At 57.7% G+C, this 16,305-nt stretch carries 19 protein-coding genes; 8 read left to right on the forward strand and 11 right to left on the reverse strand.

Annotation, left to right across the window (positions count from 1 at the left end; genetic code table 11):
* Nucleotides 1-2: 2 nt before the first annotated feature.
* From EKM04_RS18740 to EKM04_RS18750, 3 genes are all read left to right on the forward strand, one after another.
* Nucleotides 3-992: a GlxA family transcriptional regulator gene (locus tag EKM04_RS18740; RefSeq protein ID WP_183896805.1), complete on the forward strand. Its 990-nt coding sequence runs from the start codon at nt 3-5 to the stop codon at nt 990-992.
* Between the two features lie 111 nt (nt 993-1,103).
* Nucleotides 1,104-2,039, forward strand: coding sequence for an aldo/keto reductase (locus tag EKM04_RS18745; protein ID WP_183896647.1), 936 nt, complete (start codon nt 1,104-1,106; stop codon nt 2,037-2,039).
* Nucleotides 2,040-2,483 carry a GNAT family N-acetyltransferase gene (locus EKM04_RS18750; RefSeq protein ID WP_183896648.1) on the forward strand — a complete coding sequence of 148 codons (444 nt, stop codon included), beginning with the start codon at nt 2,040-2,042 and terminating at the stop codon, nt 2,481-2,483.
* 46 nt (nt 2,484-2,529) lie between these two features.
* On the opposite strand, the gene EKM04_RS18755 is transcribed toward EKM04_RS18750, so the two are convergent.
* Nucleotides 2,530-3,420, reverse strand: coding sequence for a LysR family transcriptional regulator (locus EKM04_RS18755; RefSeq protein WP_183896649.1), 891 nt, complete (start codon nt 3,418-3,420; stop codon nt 2,530-2,532).
* A gap of 114 nt (nt 3,421-3,534) precedes the next feature.
* On the opposite strand from EKM04_RS18755, the gene EKM04_RS18760 reads away from it, so the two are divergent.
* Complete coding sequence (locus tag EKM04_RS18760; RefSeq protein ID WP_183896650.1) at nt 3,535-4,536, forward strand: aldo/keto reductase; 1,002 nt, start codon at nt 3,535-3,537, stop codon at nt 4,534-4,536.
* A 55-nt stretch (nt 4,537-4,591) separates the two neighbouring features.
* Here the strand turns inward: EKM04_RS18760 and pheT are convergent, their stop codons facing one another.
* The 8 genes from pheT to infC all read right to left on the reverse strand — a co-directional run bounded on the left by pheT (nt 4,592) and on the right by infC (nt 10,986).
* Complete coding sequence (gene pheT, locus EKM04_RS18765) at nt 4,592-7,015, reverse strand: phenylalanine--tRNA ligase subunit beta (protein WP_183896651.1); 2,424 nt, start codon at nt 7,013-7,015, stop codon at nt 4,592-4,594.
* 43 nt (nt 7,016-7,058) lie between these two features.
* Entirely contained in the window at nt 7,059-7,367 is a 309-nt protein-coding gene (locus tag EKM04_RS18770) for a DUF2442 domain-containing protein (RefSeq protein WP_234910960.1), read from the reverse strand.
* Nucleotides 7,309-7,551, reverse strand: a complete 243-nt coding sequence (locus tag EKM04_RS18775; RefSeq protein ID WP_183896652.1) for a DUF4160 domain-containing protein — start codon at nt 7,549-7,551, stop codon at nt 7,309-7,311. The genes EKM04_RS18770 and EKM04_RS18775 overlap by 59 nt, the downstream gene beginning before the upstream one ends.
* A gap of 2 nt (nt 7,552-7,553) precedes the next feature.
* Complete coding sequence (gene pheS / locus EKM04_RS18780) at nt 7,554-8,636, reverse strand: phenylalanine--tRNA ligase subunit alpha (RefSeq protein ID WP_174151886.1); 1,083 nt, start codon at nt 8,634-8,636, stop codon at nt 7,554-7,556.
* The gene (locus tag EKM04_RS18785) at nt 8,623-9,504 is read right to left on the reverse strand and encodes a lipopolysaccharide kinase InaA family protein (RefSeq protein WP_183896653.1); all 882 of its coding nucleotides are present in this window, start codon (nt 9,502-9,504) and stop codon (nt 8,623-8,625) included. The genes pheS and EKM04_RS18785 overlap by 14 nt, the downstream gene beginning before the upstream one ends.
* 102 nt (nt 9,505-9,606) lie before the next feature.
* A complete protein-coding gene (rplT, locus tag EKM04_RS18790; RefSeq protein WP_045230035.1) occupies nt 9,607-10,011 on the reverse strand; it encodes a 50S ribosomal protein L20 in 405 nt (134 codons plus the stop codon).
* Between the two features lie 40 nt (nt 10,012-10,051).
* Complete coding sequence (rpmI, locus tag EKM04_RS18795; RefSeq protein ID WP_045230036.1) at nt 10,052-10,255, reverse strand: 50S ribosomal protein L35; 204 nt, start codon at nt 10,253-10,255, stop codon at nt 10,052-10,054.
* A gap of 194 nt (nt 10,256-10,449) precedes the next feature.
* Nucleotides 10,450-10,986, reverse strand: a complete 537-nt coding sequence (gene infC / locus EKM04_RS18800; RefSeq protein ID WP_174151947.1) for a translation initiation factor IF-3 — start codon at nt 10,984-10,986, stop codon at nt 10,450-10,452.
* A gap of 186 nt (nt 10,987-11,172) precedes the next feature.
* On the opposite strand from infC, the gene EKM04_RS18805 reads away from it, so the two are divergent.
* Complete coding sequence (locus EKM04_RS18805) at nt 11,173-11,982, forward strand: alpha/beta hydrolase (protein ID WP_183896654.1); 810 nt, start codon at nt 11,173-11,175, stop codon at nt 11,980-11,982.
* 98 nt (nt 11,983-12,080) lie between these two features.
* Nucleotides 12,081-12,695 (forward strand): transglutaminase-like cysteine peptidase, encoded by a 615-nt coding sequence (locus EKM04_RS18810; protein ID WP_183896655.1) that lies wholly within the window; start codon nt 12,081-12,083, stop codon nt 12,693-12,695.
* Nucleotides 12,696-12,710: 15 nt separating this feature from the next.
* Here the strand turns inward: EKM04_RS18810 and EKM04_RS18815 are convergent, their stop codons facing one another.
* Entirely contained in the window at nt 12,711-13,304 is a 594-nt protein-coding gene (locus EKM04_RS18815; RefSeq protein WP_183896656.1) for a TetR/AcrR family transcriptional regulator, read from the reverse strand.
* A gap of 181 nt (nt 13,305-13,485) precedes the next feature.
* Here EKM04_RS18815 and EKM04_RS18820 point away from each other — a divergent pair, with 181 nt between their 5' ends.
* The gene (locus EKM04_RS18820; protein WP_183896657.1) at nt 13,486-13,884 is read left to right on the forward strand and encodes a RidA family protein; all 399 of its coding nucleotides are present in this window, start codon (nt 13,486-13,488) and stop codon (nt 13,882-13,884) included.
* 41 nt (nt 13,885-13,925) lie between these two features.
* On the opposite strand, the gene mbfA is transcribed toward EKM04_RS18820, so the two are convergent.
* A complete protein-coding gene (gene mbfA, locus EKM04_RS18825; protein WP_183896658.1) occupies nt 13,926-14,909 on the reverse strand; it encodes an iron exporter MbfA in 984 nt (327 codons plus the stop codon).
* A 266-nt stretch (nt 14,910-15,175) separates the two neighbouring features.
* Here mbfA and EKM04_RS18830 point away from each other — a divergent pair, with 266 nt between their 5' ends.
* Nucleotides 15,176-16,279 (forward strand): TRAP transporter substrate-binding protein, encoded by a 1,104-nt coding sequence (locus tag EKM04_RS18830; protein WP_174151879.1) that lies wholly within the window; start codon nt 15,176-15,178, stop codon nt 16,277-16,279.
* Nucleotides 16,280-16,305: the final 26 nt, after the last annotated feature.

The following is a 16,305-nucleotide window of genomic DNA, read 5'->3' on the forward strand; positions in this document are numbered from 1 at the left end:
CAATGAGTGGCGGCCGCGCCCAGACCATCCTCATTCCAGTCTTCGTGGTCTTGCCGCCGCAAACGTTGCTGCTGGATGTTGCCGGCCCTGTGGAGGTTCTGCGGTATGCCAACCAGGAGCAGGATGCTGTCCGGTTTGATTGCCGATATGTCGCGGCAAGCGACACGCAGACGACGACCATCGGTCTTGCGCTGGCCGGGCTGGAGGCCTTGCCGGAGGAACTGCCCCCTCATGCCCTGGTGCTGATTTCCGGTGGCTCTCTGCTGGAAACGAAACAAGGTGGCGCGGGGCAGGAACGGCGTGTTCTCGCAGATTGGCTACGCCAGGTTGTGCGAAACGACACAACGATCGTCTCCATCTGCTCCGGCGCGTTGATTGCCGCAGAAGCCGGTGTCTTCGATGGTCATCAATGCACCACCCATGCAGACTGCATCACCGAACTGAGACGGCTGGCACCGTTGGCGCATGTTCTGGACAATCGGCTGTTCGTCGAGGATGGCAGGCGCTTTTCGAGTGCTGGGATTTCCACCGGCATCGATCTTCTGCTGCACATCGTCTCGTCCCTCACAAGCCCCGTGATCGCCTCGCGCATTGCCCAGATCATGGTCATCTATATCAGGCGCACGGCGCATGATCCACAGATCTCGCCTTGGCTTTCAGGTCGCAACCACATTCACCCATCCGTCCACAAGGCCCAGGACGCCATCGTCGCGGATCCCGCCGCCGACTGGTCCCTGGCCAGAATAGCCAAAGCGGCGGGCCTGAGCGAACGACACCTGTCGCGGCTGTTTCGCGACCATACCGGGGTCAGCGTGGTCGATTACATCAACCTGATGCGGGTGAACCTTGCCCGCGATATTCTTGCGCATTCGAGGCTCGACATGGAGGCTGTGGCCGAGCGCTCCGGCTTTGCTTCCGCCCGCCATCTGCGCCGCGTCTGGCAGCAACATCATGAACAGCCACCCAGTTTTTACCGAACCCTTTCATCCTGAGCGTCGTTTCCATCACGCAAGCCACGGCCAGCCATCAAGGAAATTCAATGGTTCAGCATCCAGCCGCTTGCTACTGTCGCGAAACATCAGAAAAAACAGGGAGTATCATCCATGGAGAAACGCGCACTGGGCCGGACCGGCCTTTCCCTCGCTCCGATCGTCTTTGGCGGAAACGTCTTCGGCTGGACGGCAGATGAGAAGACATCTTTCCAGTTGCTGGATGCGTTTTTCGATGCAGGCTTCAACACCATCGACACGGCGGATGTCTATTCCGCATGGGTCGTTGGCCATCAGGGCGGCGAGTCCGAGACCATCATCGGCAAATGGCTGAAGCGCGGGGGCGTTGCGCGCGACAAGGCCATCATCGTTTCCAAGGTTGGATATGACAAGGGTCTCAAAGCCGAGCGGATTGCCGAGGCCGTCGATGCGTCGCTACGCCGTCTGCAAACGGATTACATCGACCTTTACCTGGCGCACAAGCCGGACGCCGAAACGCCGATCGAGGAAACACTCGGCGCCTTCACCAAGCTGAAGGAACAAGGCAAGGTGCGCGCCATCGGCTGCTCCAACTACGACGCGCCGGACCTGCAAGCGGCACTCGATGTATCCGCCAAGACCGGGCTGGCGCGCTTCGATGTCGTACAGCCGGAATACAATCTCTACACCCGCGAGAGATTTGAAGGACCGCTTGCCGAACTCACCCAGAAGGAAGACATCGGCGTCATCAACTATTACAGCCTCGCCGCAGGATTTCTGACTGGCAAGTACCGCAGCAAGGCGGATACGGAAGGTGTCGCGCGCTCCTACCGCGTCGGAGATTATGTCAACACGCGCGGTCTCACCATTCTCGGTGCCATGGATACGATCGCTGCCGAAACCGGGGCAAAGCTTGCCGACATCGCGCTTGCCTGGCTGCTGCGCAAGAAGACGGTCACGGCACCGATCGCCAGCGCCACCAGTCTTTCGCAGCTCGAAAGCTTCACGCGCGCCGTCAATCTGAAACTGACGGACGAGATGGTCGCGATTCTCGACAAGGCTGGCGCATAAATGAGCCTGACAATTCATGACGCCCGCCCGGATCACCGGGCGGATTGGCTAAAGCTGTGGAACGACTATCTGGCGTTTTATAGCGTCGATCTGGCTGAGGGTGTGACTGCCCACACATGGGACAGGATCATCGATCCGACCTCTCGCGTTTCCGCCCGCCTTGCTGTTCTGGATGGACAGGTGGTTGGCTTTGCCATCCACCATTTCCACGACTCCACCTGGGTCAAGACGCCCGATTGTTATCTCGAAGACCTTTTTATTGACGAGACCATTCGTGGCAAGGGAATTGGCCGTGCATTGATCGATGATCTGATTTCCATCTGCGAGGACAAGGGGTGGTCGCGCCTGTATTGGCACACCAACCAGGACAATGCGCGCGCCCGCAAGCTTTATGACAGCTATATGGAGAGTGACGGCCACATCCGGTACCGCATCAAGTTCTGACATGGCTTAGCAGTGCTGGTGCCTGTGGTAACACTCATCAGCACTGCTACCCCTTGAACCGAAAGAAATCGACGAACGCCCTGAGCGCTGGCCGCATCTGCTGGCGCGAGGGGTAATAGATGTAAAACCCGTCAAACGGCGCACACCAGTCTTCCAGTACCCTGATTAATCTGCCGTGCTGCACATCATCCTCAACGCGCTGCTCGAACACGAAGGCGAGACCTGCCCCGTCGATGGTCGCTGCCCGGATAAGGCTCTGGTCGGTAAGGATCAGCGGTCCCGGCACATCCACGACAAGCGATTTGCCGTCTTTTTCCAACTCCCAGCGATAGATCAGCCCGCTGGAAAACCTGCGGCGAATGCAGCGATGCTGCATCAGGTCACGGGGATGCTGCGGGATGGGATGATGCGCGAAATAGGCTGGCGAACCGACGATGGCACCCCGCCACGAGCCACTGGCACGCACCGCAATCATGTCGGCTTCCAGATTCTCACCCAGCCGCAAACCCGCATCGAACCCCTTGGCGACGATATCCTCGAACCGGTCATCGGTGGAAATTTCGAGTGAGATATCCGGGTACAGACGCAGAAATTCACCAAGTCTCGGCACGATCAAATCTTCTGCGGCCAGACGCGGCATGGTGATGCGTAGCGGCCCGGCGGGACGTCCACCCTGTTCGGCCAGTGCGCCGATCACCGCATCGATATCGGCAAGGGCGGGGGCCAGCGTTTCAAGAAGACGCCTGCCCTCTTCCGTGGGAGAAACGCTGCGTGTGGTGCGGTGAAGCAGGCGCATACCAAGGCTCGTCTCCAGCGCGGACACAGCGTGGCTGACGGCAGACGGTGCAATGCCGAGCTCTGCTGCTGCCTTTCGGAAGCTGCGGCCCTCTGCGACGGCGGCCAGAACGGCCAGTTGTGAAAGTTGCATTCGGTTCATTGTTCTAAATGATAGAACAACCCGCGCGAATTTGTCGTGATTATTTTTGCCGCCTTGCCGCGCTATGGTACCAACATGCCCGCTAACGGGCAGTTCCTTATGGAAGGCAGACAGATGCAAAACAGAATTCTCGGAGACAATCTTTCCGTTTCGGCGCTGGGCCTCGGCTGCATGGGCATGAGCCACGCCTATAGCCCGGCGGCAGACGAAAGCGGATCCATCGCCACACTTCACCGCGCCGTGGACCTCGGCGTGACCTTCTTCGACACGGCGGAAGTTTACGGCCCTTACACCAACGAAGTGCTCGTCGGAAAAGGTCTGAAACCGTTCCGCGACAAGGTTACCATTGCCACCAAATTCGGTTTCAGGATCGATGCCAGCAAACCATCGGGGCAGATGATGGTGGGCACCGACAGCCGCCCGGAGAACGTTCACGCTGCTGCCGAAGCCTCGCTCAAGCGTCTGGGTGTTGAGGTCATCGACCTGTTCTACCAGCACCGCGTCGATCCGAATGTACCGATCGAGGAGACAGTGGGTGCGATGGCGGAACTTGTGGAGGCAGGCAAGATCCGTCATCTGGGCCTGTCGGAAGCCAATGCGGCAACCCTCCGCAAGGCGCACGCCACCCATCCCATCACCGCACTTCAGAGCGAGTATTCGCTATGGACGCGCGATGTCGAACAAAATGGCGTGCTCGATACCTGCCGCGAACTCGGCATCGGCTTCGTACCGTTCAGCCCGCTGGGTCGCGGCGTCCTGACCGGCGCGCTGAAAAACCTCGACGGCCTGTCAGACACAGATTTCCGCCGTTCCCTGCCCCGTTTTCAGGCCGAAAACTTCGATGCCAATCTGGCGCTCATCACACTGCTGGAGGAGATGGCGGTAGAAAAAGGCGTCGAGGCCGGTCAACTGGCACTCGCCTGGGTGATGGCGCAAGGCGATTTCATCGTGCCCATTCCCGGCACCACCAAAATCGCAAACCTGGAGAAGAACGTGGCTGCTGCTAATGTTTCTTTGAGCGCGGAGGAAGCCCAAAGGCTTGGCGATCTTCTCTCGCCGACCAAGGTCGCCGGTGGGCGATATCCCGAGCAAATGGCGGCGATGGCCAACCGTTAAACAACAAAGGCCGCGGAAAGCTGTTTCCGCGGCCTTTGTTAATCAGAACAGGTATTTAAGCCCTGAGAACACCGCCCGTTGATTTCTCGACATTGCCGACGATCTTGGCGGTCAGCGCTTCGAAGTCCTCGTCCGTGAGCGTCTTGTCGACCGGCTGGATCTGGACTTCGATGGCGATGGACTTCTTGTTTTCACCGACCGATGCGCCTTCGAAGACATCGAAGACATTGACGCCAGTCACGAGTTTGCGGTCGGCGCTCGTTGCCGCCTTGATAACGGCACCGGCTTCGACACTCTTGTCCACCACGAAGGCGAAGTCGCGCTTGACGGTCTGGAACGGTGACAGTTCCAGAGCAGGTTTGGTGCGGGTTGCCTTCTTCTTCGGCTCGGGCATGGCGTCGAGATAGATTTCGAAGCCAGCGTAAACGCCGGAGACGTCCAGTTCAGACAGGGTCTTCGGGTGGAATTCGCCGAAAGTGCCCAGAATGACCTTCGGTCCCATCTTGATGGTGCCGGAGCGGCCGGGGTGATACCAGCCGGGTGCACCCGCTTCGATCTGAACATTGCCCATCGGAAGGCCGCAGGCTTCAACGACGGCCAGCGCATCGGCCTTGGCATCGTAAACATCCACAGGCTTGCCACCGCCCTTGGCCGCGTTGGACCACATGCGGCCGGAACCGGACAGCGACGCCGTGCCACGGCGGATACCACCAGCCACGCGGCGCTGGGCGTCCGGCGTATCGCCTTCATAGGTGCCGGAGACTTCGAAAACAGCCACGTCCCCATGGCCCTTGTCGGCATTGCGCTGCGCCGCAGTCAAAAGACCAGGCAGCAGCGAAGGCCGCATGTCGGACATATCGGCAGCAATGGGGTTGGCCAGCTTGAGCGATGCCGAACCGCCACCGAAGAGCTTGGCCTGGGCTTCAGGAATGAAGGACCATGTGACGGCCTCCAGCATGCCACGGCTTGCCAGCGCGCGCCGTGCCGTGCGGGTGCGGATTTGCAGCGTCGTCAGGATACGGCCATTGACCGCGCCGAGATTTTCCAGCGGCTCCGGCTTGATGTTGTCGACGCCATGAATGCGCATGACCTCTTCCACCAGATCCGCCTTGCCATCCACATCGGGACGCCATGAAGGGACCGAAACGCTGACGCGTTCGCCCGATCCTTCGATGCCAAAACCGAGACCCTTGAGGATATCGAGGCTTTCTTTGGCGGAAACGTCCAAACCGGTCAAACGCTTGACTTCCGACAGCGGGAAATCCAAGAATTTCGGTTCAAAGCCCTTGTAACCAACGATCTTGGCTTCGCCTGCCGTACCGCCGCACAGGTCCAGAACCAGTTCCGTCGTGCGCTCCAGACCGGGCAGCATATATTCGGGATCGACGCCGCGCTCGAAACGATAGCGCGCATCGGTGATGATGCCGTGCGAACGACCGGTCTTGGCAATGTTGATCGGGTCCCAGAGAGCGGATTCGATCAGCACATCCGTGGTGTTTTCATCGCAACCGGAATGCTCGCCGCCCATGACGCCGCCGATGGATTCAAGGCCATTATCATCTGCTATAACGACGTTGTTGGGTCCAAGCTTGTATTCACGCTGATCCAGCGCAAGGATCGTTTCTCCGTCCCTGGCACGGCGCACGGTGAGGTTACCCGCAACCTTGGCCGCATCGAACACATGCATCGGACGACCCTGATCGAAGGTCATGTAGTTGGTGATATCCACCAGCGCATTGATCGGACGCAGGCCGATGGCGATCAACCGCTGCTGCATCCATTTCGGGCTGGGACCGTTCTTTACACCACGCACGATGCGCAGGGAAAAGCCGGGGCAAAGCGCTGCATCATCCAGATCCAGCGTCACATCCACAGGCGTGACGCCGTCCACCTTGAAGCTCGGTGCTGGCTTGGTCTTGAGCGTTCCGAGACCGGACGCTGCAAGATCACGGGCAATGCCATAGATCGAGGTGCAATCGGGACGGTTCGGCGTCAGGTTGATTTCGATGACAGGATCGTCCAGACCGGCATAGGCCGCGAACGACGTACCGACCGGCGCATCGTCAGGCAGATCGATGATGCCGTCATGGCTATCGGACACATCAAGCTCTTTTTCGGAGCACATCATGCCGTGGCTTTCGACACCACGAATCTTGCCAACGGCCAGCGTCACGTCGATACCCGGAACATACGTGCCCGGCCGCGCCAGCGCACCGATGAGGCCCGCACGCGCATTCGGCGCACCGCACACGATCTGCACCGGCTTGCCGTCGCCCGCATCGACGCTGAGCACCTTGAGGCGGTCTGCTTCCGGATGCTTGTCAGCGGTCAGAACCCTGGCGATGACGAAGGGCTTATACGCCGCCTTGTCATCCACGTCCTCAACCTCAAGGCCAATGGCGGTCAGGCGTTCGCAAATCTGCTCAAGGGAGGCATCCGTTTCCAGATGCTCTTTCAGCCAGGAGAGTGTGAATTTCATGTCTATGCGTCCTTAACGGTATTGTGTCTTCCAGACAGATAATTCAGGCAGCCTTTTCAGGCGCTCTCACCCCTGGATACTTCCAACCATTCAGCATACCGCGAATGGATAAGTCTTCATCAACCTCTGGCCAGTGAACGCCACCGAACATCAATTCGACCTTGTTACGGTCTGCTGGCGAGGCAGAATGGAGCCGCGGATACCACCAAAGAGGCGTCACAACTTCTCGTCCATCAGCAAGTTTGACGTGGAGATTGTGTGGATCACACCAAGCTTCGACGGGTCTTTCATTATCAGGATACGGATTTGAAGAACTCATCCCACGCCTCCATAAGTTGATCTCTGTGTTCATTCACGACATCCAGAATACGCTTCACATCACTGGATTTAAAGCCTCTGGAATCGACTAGCACAATCGGCTCGAGCCAAATCTTTGCCACCCCGCCATGGCCCGAAACATGAATGTGCCGTGGCTCATGCATATCGAAGCCATAAAAATGGAACCGGAAGCCATATTTTCGGAGCACGGTCGGCATGGTTACGCGCTCAAACCACCAAACAATGTCGGCATGTCGAGCGGGCGGAAGCCGTAGTGGTTCATCCAGCGGACGTCTGCGTTAAAGAAGTCGCGCAGGTCGGGCATGCCGTATTTCAGCATGGCTATGCGGTCCAGCCCCATGCCCCAGGCGAATCCCTGATATTCATCCGGGTCCAACCCGCCAGCGCGCAGGACATTGGGGTGCACCATGCCGCAGCCGAGGATTTCCATCCAGTCCTTGCCTTCGCCGAACTTGACGATGGGGCCGGAGCGGTCGCACTGGATATCCACCTCGAAGCTTGGCTCCGTGAAGGGGAAGAAGGACGGGCGGAAGCGCATGGTGACGCTGTCGACCTCGAAGAAGGTCTTGCAGAATTCTTCCAATATCCAGCGCAGATTGCCGACATGGGATTTCTTGTCGATGACCAGACCTTCGACCTGATGGAACATCGGCGAGTGCGTGGCGTCACTGTCCTGACGGTAGGTCTTGCCGGGAATGACGATCCGGATCGGTGGCTTCTGCGCTTCCATCGTGCGGATCTGCACCGGCGAGGTGTGCGTGCGCAGCACCTTGCGCTCACCCTTCTCATCCGGCGGGAAGAAGAAGGTGTCGTGCATTTCACGGGCTGGATGTCCCTCAGGGAAGTTCAGAGCTGTGAAGTTATAATAGTCGGTCTCGATGTCCGGGCCTTCGGCAATGGAAAAACCCATATCGGCAAAGATGGCGGTGATTTCATCGACGATCTGGCTGATCGGGTGAATGCGGCCGCGCTCCGCCGGAGACTGGCGAACCGGCAGGCTGATATCCAGCGTTTCCGCTGTCAGACGCGCGGTGATGGCGGCATCTTTCAACTCGCTCTTGCGGGCCGTGATCAGGTCCGTCACTTCTGTCTTGAGCTGGTTGATGGCGGCACCGCGGGTCTGGCGCTCTTCCGGCGTCATCGAGCCCAGCGTCTTCAAAAGCTCGGAGACCGAACCTTTCTTGCCGAGCGCCGAAACGCGAACGGCCTCGATGGCGGGTTCATCCGATGCTGCGGCAATGTCCGAGATCAGTTGGGATTTCAATGTATCAAGTTCGGTCATTCTGTCCTGCCTTGCCAGCATCGGTCTCGATGGCATCGCGTTTGAGAGCATTCATCAAAAAATCGGTAGCCACGATAAAGCGTCGCAGATCACTACCCATCTGCACGCGGCCAATCAACCGGGCAAGCGGCAAAAAACGCCCCAGAATCATGGTCAGCCGCCGCAATTCTGAAATGGCCGCCCGTGGGGCACGTGCAGCCCAGGCGCGGTAGGCTGCGTCCAGCGTCAGTTCGCCGTTCAAGACCCGCGTGGAAAGCGGCAGAAACAGCAACCACAGATCCCGCGCCTGGGCGGTTTCCAGCGGCATGACCGACTGCGGCAACTCCTCGAAATCCATGAAGCCGATGCGCCCGTCCTGCATGAAGAAGTCCCGCACATGCGGGCGTCCGTGACACAGACCGGCCCTGTGCAAATCGCCAAGGGCGGCGGCGCACTCCACCATCAGCGCGTCATGCTCCGCCGGCGCATCCTCCAGCCGATCCAGCCGCTGGGCGATGGTCAGACCGGCGTCGGAAAGAACCATGGCCGTATCGGACGCGTAGATGATCTGTGGAACGGGGAAACCCTTGGCCGCAAAGCGCTCCATGGCGTCGATCTCGCGGCGCATCATGCTGGTAGGATCGAGCGCCGGTGAGGGCCGCATGAAGGCATAGGGGAGAAGCTTGGCGAAAACCCCGAGCGACTTGACCCACCAGGACGGCTTTTCCGTGCCCTGACGCTTGATCCAGACCGTGCCGGAGGACAGCTTGACCTGCTGAACACGCTTTTTGCTTGCAAGCAGCGTTTGCATCAAAGCCGAGATGTCCTCGTCGTGCAGATGAACGCGGAAGCCATCATGTTTCGCCTGATCGTCTGCCGTTTGGATCATGATAATCTGCACCGATTGAGAGAGTGCCTTCGTGACAAGACAGAAGCCCGCGCCGGAGACCGGCGCGGGCTTCAAATGAACAACAGATTGTCCGCGCCGTAATTACTTTACAGCGGTTTCAAACTCGTTGGTGGTGCCTGCGTCCTTGAGGTACTCAAGAGCCTTCTTGGCGCTGTCGACGAGAACGCCGAATGCTGCTGGCTCATGGATCGCCATGTCGGACAGAACCTTGCGGTCGACTTCGATGCCAGCCTTGTTCAGGCCATCGATGAAGCGGCCGTAGGTCAGGCCGAATTCGCGAACAGCGGCGTTGATACGCTGGATCCACAGAGCGCGGAAGTTGCGCTTGTTGACCTTGCGGTCGCGGTAGGCGTACTGCTTGGAACGATCCACGGCAGCCTTGGCTGCGCGGATGGTGTTCTTGCGGCGGCCGTAGAAGCCCTTGGCTGCCTTGAGTGTCTTGGTGTGCTTGGCGCGGGAAGTTACGCCACGTTTTACGCGTGCCATGTCATGATCTCCTTAAAATGTCCAAAAGTGCGGAAAAGTCTTAGAGACCGTTCGGCAGATAGTTCTTGACGACCTTCTTGGCGTCAGCTTCGGCCAGAACCATGGTTCCGCGCGCGTCGCGAATGAACTTGTTGGAACGCTTGATCATGCCGTGGCGCTTACCGGCGGCGGCTGCGAGAACCTTGCCGGTGCCTGTGATCTTGAACCGCTTTTTAGCGGCGGACTTCGTCTTCATCTTGGGCATTTTGCTACTCCATTATTTTGTATCGAAAGACAGGCAGACGAAGCCTGCTTTCAAGCTATTCTAGAACGGCCACGGCATGCCCTGCCGGACCGTTCGGACGCGCTCGTATAACCGCGTTCACGGAAAAGAGCAACGGGGAATGAGAAATTCCCCTGCGCGGTGGTCAAAGCGTCCGAAATTCAGACGCTTCCGGTTTATTTTGGTGCCAGGACCATCATCATCTGACGTCCCTCGAGCTTTGGTTCGGCTTCGACCTTGGCAATGGCCACGGTGTCTTCCTTGACCTGCAGCAGAAGTTTCATGCCGAGTTCCTGGTGGGCCATTTCGCGGCCACGGAACTTCAGCGTAACTTTTACCTTGTCGCCCTCGTCAAAGAAACGGTTCATCGCCTTCATCTTCACCTCGTAATCGTGGGTGTCGATGTTGGGACGCATCTTGATTTCCTTGACCTCAACGATCTTCTGCTTCTTGCGCGCTTCTGCCGCCTTCTTCTGCGACGAATATTTCAGCTTGCCGAGATCAAGAATCTTGCATACCGGAGGTTCGGCGTTCGGCGAAATCTCAACGAGATCGAGGCCGGCGTCTTCCGCCATCTTCAGAGCCTCGTCCGTCGCCATGACGCCAAGGTTCTGGCCTTCTTCATCAATCAGCTGAATCTTGGGAATTCGAATTTCCCTGTTGGAGCGCGGGCCCTCTTTGACGGGGGCATCGGCTTTGAACGGTCTGCGAATGGTCGTATTCTCCTGATCTGTTTCGGGATCGCGTCGGCAAAAACCAGCTTGTCGGTGCAAATGGCGGAAATGTCGTGAATGCCGCCGCGAAGTCAATAGCACGCTTACGCAAAAAAATCACCTCCTGTCGTGCTTTTTCAGAATTTGCACTACATGAAGGGCAAATTTCAGGAGAATAACACCATCATGACCGAGCAACCCATCGAGTTCATTACTGTCGGCGCCGCAGGCGACACACGCGAGATCGCACTTCTTTCCCGTGACGCGCGAGACGATGACGATGCTCCAACCCTGGTGTGGCTTGGCGGCTATCGCTCCGACATGACCGGCACCAAGGCTGTCGAACTGGACCGCTTTGCCGCAGAACACGGCCTTGCCTGTATTCGCCTGGATTATTCCGGTCACGGCGCATCGAAGGGTGATTTCAACAAGGGTACGATTTCGCGCTGGCTGGAAGAAACCATCGCCGTCTTGCGCTACAAGGCACCAAAACGCATCGTGGTGATCGGGTCATCCATGGGCGGGTGGATTGCGCTGAGACTGATTGATGAACTGCGCAAGGACAAGACCGGGCCGCAGGTATCGGGTCTGCTGCTGATCGCCCCGGCTCCGGACTTTACCGCCGAACTGATCGAACCCAATCTTTCGGATGCGGAAAAGACCTCGCTTGTCGAGCGCGGTTATTTCGAGGAGCCGTCCGAATATAGTTCAGAGCCAAACATCTTTACCCGCGACCTGATCGAGGATGGGCGCAACAACCTGGTGCTGCACGGCATCATCGAAACGGGATGCCCTGTTCACATTCTCCAGGGCATGAAAGACGATGATGTGCCCTACACACATGCCCTGAAACTGCTCGAGCATCTGCCCATCGACGATGTGGTGCTCAGCCTTATCCGCGACGGTGACCATCGTCTCTCGCGTCCGCAGGACATCGAGCGCATGTTGGCGGCGGTCAAAAGCCTTGCTGCTTCGGCAAACCGGTCACGGTCTTAACCATATTATTCATCTTCCGTTCATGGACGTTGAGTTCCGATTGACACATACCCCTGCCGTCTCTTAACTTTTCGTTAAGATTTTAAGGGACGGGTTTCATGAAGAACGCACCTCGGGCGCTTGCTCTGCTCATCGCAGTTGCGGCCGGACTACTTTCTGCGGCCTCTGCGCTGGCAGAGAACAAGGGCAGCCCGTCCATGGTCACCGGAGGCATTACCTCTCAGCCTATCGGTCACTACGAGTTCTGCCAGAAATATGTGTCCGAGTGCGATATCCGCAGCAAGCTGACCCCGCCGCCGCGTGTCACCGACTATGGCTGGAAGGTCATTCGCGAGATCAATACGGAGGTGAACTCCAACATCATCGCGATGACCGACATGGAAGTGTACGGCAAGGAAGAAGTCTGGGAATATCCTAAAACGGCTGGTGATTGCGAAGATTTCGTGTTGCTGAAGCGAAAGAAGCTCACCGAACGCGGCTTTGCCGTTTCCGACCTTCTGGTCACCGTCGTGCGCAAGCCGGATGGTGAGGGCCATGCCGTTCTGACATTGCGCACCAATGATGGCGATTTCATTCTTGACAACCTGTCGGATGACGTCAAACTCTGGACAGATACCAACTACACTTATCTCAAGCGTCAGGCCTCCTTCAACACGGGACGCTGGGTTTCCATCGAAGATGGCCGCGACGTTCTGGTCGGCGCGCTGCGATAACAGTCTGATTCCGCTTCAAGGTTCGGCCAACAGGCCGGACGCCATGTGGCGAAAGGCTTCGACTGCCTTTGGAAAAGCGGCGCGTGGATCGTCGGCGGCCGCAATCCACAAAGCCGCATTCAAGACGGCACCATTGAGCAGCCATGTTGCCGCTTTTGCATCGACCCGCTCGAGCGTTCCGTCATCGACCAAGGCCTGAACGGTTTCCTCGATGCGGCGAAGACAAGCAGTCTGGTTGGGCCATTGGGCCGGATCGCCCAAAACCGCCGGTCCGTCCAACAGCATGACCCGCTGAATTTCCGGCTCCAGTGCCATTTCAATATAGGCGGTGCTTTCGGACATCAGACCAAGCCATGGCGTTTCAGCGCCCTCCTGCACCACCCGCAGGCGCTCCAGCATTTCTGCATCGATCTGATCGATGACGGCTTGGAGCAGACCTTTTTTATCTCCGAAATTATGGTAGAGAGCGCCCCGCGTCAGACCTGCTTCCGCTGTCAGATCATCCATGGAAGATGCTGCATAACCCTTTGATGCGAATGCTTTTCGCGCAGCGGCAATCAGCTTTCCGCGTGTTTCTTCCACCATTTGCGCGCGCGTCTTGGGTGACATAGTCCGTCCTTTAAATCACATACGCAACGTATGTTCATTGACATACGTTGCGTATGTTACCTATATAGACATACGAGCCGTATATCAAACTACGGCCTGAACATCAATGACAAGCCGACCCCAAACCCTGCAAGCACCTTGCCAGGCATCGGGGATGGCTGCCTCAAAACCGGAGATCATCATGAGCACACGCGACGCCGTTTTTCTACCCAATCGACACGCCCTCTATGACAAGCACGGCTATTCGCCTGCGGTCCGCTCGGGCGAGTTGCTGTTCGTTTCAGGTCAGGTCGGCAGCCGCGACGACGGATCGGCCGAGCCGGAGTTCGCCAAACAGGTGCAGCTTGCTTTCGACAATCTGAAAGCCGTTCTGGCGGCGGCAGGCGCCACCTTTGACAACATTGTTGACGTGACGACCTTCCACACCGACCCGGAAAACCAGCTCGAAACCATCATGAGCGTTAAGGAGACAGTTTTCGACAAGAAGCCTTACCCCACCTGGACGGCGGTTGGCGTAACCTGGCTGGCCGGGTTCGATTTCGAGATCAAGGTCATTGCGCGACTTCCGTCGAAGGACTGACATAGAGATAGGGCGGGCGGCTTCGCCCGCCCTCACCATCGTCAACCATTGCCGATGAGAATACCGGCGGCCAGCACCAGAGAACCACCCAGCACCACCTGAAAGACTGCCCGCAGGAACGGGGTTTCCATATAGCGGTTCTGAATGAAGGCGATGGCCCAGAGCTCCATGAAGACGATGACGGCAGCGACGGCGGTTGCCGTCCAGAAATGTGAGATGAGATAGGGCAACGTATGTCCGAGACCACCGATGGCCGTCATGATGCCGGATGCAAGTCCGCGCTTTAACGGCGATCCACGACCCGACAGCTTACCATCATCATGCGCGGCTTCCGTAAAGCCCATGGAGATGCCAGCCCCGACGGATGCGGACAGACCGATCAGAAAGGTCTGCCAGGTGTCTTGCGTGGCAAAGGCGGCGGCGAAGATGGGGGCGAGCGTGGAGACAGAACCATCCATCAGCCCCGCCAGACCCGGCTGGACATACGTCAAAATAAATTGCCGTTTTGCAGTCTCTTCTTCCTCGGACTTCGCATCATCAGGCAGATGCTTCCCATCCAGCATGCCGGCGATGTCTTCGTGCCCGCGTTCGGCTTCGGCGAGGTCACCCAGCAGCTTTCGCGTCGAGGCGTCGGTTACATGCTTGACCGCCTCGTCGTAGAAACGGATCGCCTGCTGCTCCATCTCTTCGGCCTGTGCACGGATTTTTTCCAACGGCAGGTTTTTCACCAGCCAATCAGGCTTGCGCTCATAGAAGCCACTGACATGTTCCCGCCGAATGAGCGGAATCGTTTCGCCAAAGCGATCCTGGTGCATGCCGATCAGCATATTGCGATGTGCGTGCTCCACCTCCGCCATATCTTCGAAGACTTTCGCGGATTGCGGAAATTGCGCCTTCAGATGCTCTGCATAGGAGCGGTAGATGCGCGCATCGTCCTCCTCAGACGATATGGCAAGGGCAAGAATTTCCCGCTCGCTAAGGGATGAGAAGGGGCGCTTTGACCCTGGCAAGATGCTGCGGAACATGGATCTATCCTCTTTAGAATAATTCTAATTACAGCCACACCCACAAAAGCGCAAGATAAATTAGAACTATTCTAAAAAGTTCGATCAAGGTCCTAAACCGCAGCGTGACAAGGACGTGCCGTGGGTCTCCCGGGCCCGGAAAACTGACCTCCCAGACTCAATATCACCAAGATTATCTTGAAGGCTCATGGAGGACATGGTTATTAGTTCGCGGGAGGCGTACCAGGCGGTTCGCCTGTTTTTCTACTTTCAGGGCTTGAATCGACATGGATCGCAGATCATTTATCCGCCGGGCTGGTGCCGTCGGCGCAGGCGTCACAGCAACGGCTCTTGCCGCACCTGCCATTGCGCAGGAAAACCCCAAGATCAACTGGCGCATGACATCGTCCTTCACGAAAGGCCTAGACATCCTGTTCGGTGCAGGTCAGATCGTTGCCGATCATGTAAAGGAAGCCTCCGGCGGCAATTTCACCATTCAGCATTTCGCCGGTGGCGAGATCGTCCCTGCCCTTCAGGCCGCAGATGCAGTAACGGCAGGAACGGTCGAAATGGCCCATACCTGCTCCTATTATTACGTCGGCAAAGACCCGACCTTTGCGCTTGGCACAAGCATTCCCTTCGGCCTCAACGCCCGCCAGACCAATGCCTGGTTCAACCAGGCGGGTGGCAACGAGCTGCTGAACGCGTTTCTGGCCAAACATAACATCCACTCCATTCTGCTGGGTAATACCGGCGCGCAGATGGGTGGCTGGTTCCGCAAGGAAATCAATACGATCGATGATCTCAAGGGTCTGAAAATGCGGATCGCGGGCCTGACGGGCCAGGTCATGCAGAAGGTCGGCATCACACCGCAGCAGATCGCAGGCGGCGACGTCTATGCGGCACTGGAAAAGGGCACCATCGACGCCACCGAATTCGTCGGGCCCTACGACGACCAGAAACTCGGTTTCTACAAGGTCGCAAAATACTACTACTATCCCGCATGGTGGGAAGGTGGCCCGGCATGCCATGCCTTCGTCAACCTTGAAAAGTTCAACAGCCTGCCTGATAATTACAAGCGCATGCTTCAAGATGCCTGCGCCGCGGGCAGCGCCTCAATGCTGGAGCGTTACGATGCCCGCAACCCCAAGGCTTTGAAGGAACTGGTCGCGCAAGGCGCTATCCTGCGTCCCTTCAGCCAGGAAATCCTGGACGTCTGCCACAAGGCGGCGCTCGAAACCTATGCGGAGCTTTCCTCGGTCAACGAGAACTTCAAGAAGATCTATGAGAGCCAGCAGGCGTTCAAGAAAGATGCCTATCTCTGGGCCCAGATTTCCGAATATACCTACGACACCTATATGATGATCCAGCAGCGCAACGGCACGCTGTAATCAACCCGATCAGACGCATTGGAAAG

Source organism: Rhizobium skierniewicense Ch11 (genome assembly GCF_023757665.1).
GTDB lineage: Bacteria > Pseudomonadota > Alphaproteobacteria > Rhizobiales > Rhizobiaceae > Agrobacterium > Agrobacterium skierniewicense.

Coding starts and splice junctions, on each gene's coding strand:
- EKM04_RS18740 (WP_183896805.1), top strand. CDS start 3: ATGAGTGGCGGCCGCGCCCAGACCATCCTCATTCCAGTCTTCGTGGTC.
- EKM04_RS18745 (WP_183896647.1), top strand. CDS start 1,104: ATGGAGAAACGCGCACTGGGCCGGACCGGCCTTTCCCTCGCTCCGATC.
- EKM04_RS18750 (WP_183896648.1), top strand. CDS start 2,040: ATGAGCCTGACAATTCATGACGCCCGCCCGGATCACCGGGCGGATTGG.
- EKM04_RS18755 (WP_183896649.1), bottom strand. CDS start 3,420: ATGAACCGAATGCAACTTTCACAACTGGCCGTTCTGGCCGCCGTCGCA.
- EKM04_RS18760 (WP_183896650.1), top strand. CDS start 3,535: ATGCAAAACAGAATTCTCGGAGACAATCTTTCCGTTTCGGCGCTGGGC.
- pheT (WP_183896651.1), bottom strand. CDS start 7,015: ATGAAATTCACACTCTCCTGGCTGAAAGAGCATCTGGAAACGGATGCC.
- EKM04_RS18770 (WP_234910960.1), bottom strand. CDS start 7,367: ATGAACACAGAGATCAACTTATGGAGGCGTGGGATGAGTTCTTCAAAT.
- EKM04_RS18775 (WP_183896652.1), bottom strand. CDS start 7,551: ATGCCGACCGTGCTCCGAAAATATGGCTTCCGGTTCCATTTTTATGGC.
- pheS (WP_174151886.1), bottom strand. CDS start 8,636: ATGACCGAACTTGATACATTGAAATCCCAACTGATCTCGGACATTGCC.
- EKM04_RS18785 (WP_183896653.1), bottom strand. CDS start 9,504: ATGATCCAAACGGCAGACGATCAGGCGAAACATGATGGCTTCCGCGTT.
- rplT (WP_045230035.1), bottom strand. CDS start 10,011: ATGGCACGCGTAAAACGTGGCGTAACTTCCCGCGCCAAGCACACCAAG.
- rpmI (WP_045230036.1), bottom strand. CDS start 10,255: ATGCCCAAGATGAAGACGAAGTCCGCCGCTAAAAAGCGGTTCAAGATC.
- EKM04_RS18805 (WP_183896654.1), top strand. CDS start 11,173: ATGACCGAGCAACCCATCGAGTTCATTACTGTCGGCGCCGCAGGCGAC.
- EKM04_RS18810 (WP_183896655.1), top strand. CDS start 12,081: ATGAAGAACGCACCTCGGGCGCTTGCTCTGCTCATCGCAGTTGCGGCC.
- EKM04_RS18815 (WP_183896656.1), bottom strand. CDS start 13,304: ATGTCACCCAAGACGCGCGCGCAAATGGTGGAAGAAACACGCGGAAAG.
- EKM04_RS18820 (WP_183896657.1), top strand. CDS start 13,486: ATGAGCACACGCGACGCCGTTTTTCTACCCAATCGACACGCCCTCTAT.
- mbfA (WP_183896658.1), bottom strand. CDS start 14,909: ATGTTCCGCAGCATCTTGCCAGGGTCAAAGCGCCCCTTCTCATCCCTT.
- EKM04_RS18830 (WP_174151879.1), top strand. CDS start 15,176: ATGGATCGCAGATCATTTATCCGCCGGGCTGGTGCCGTCGGCGCAGGC.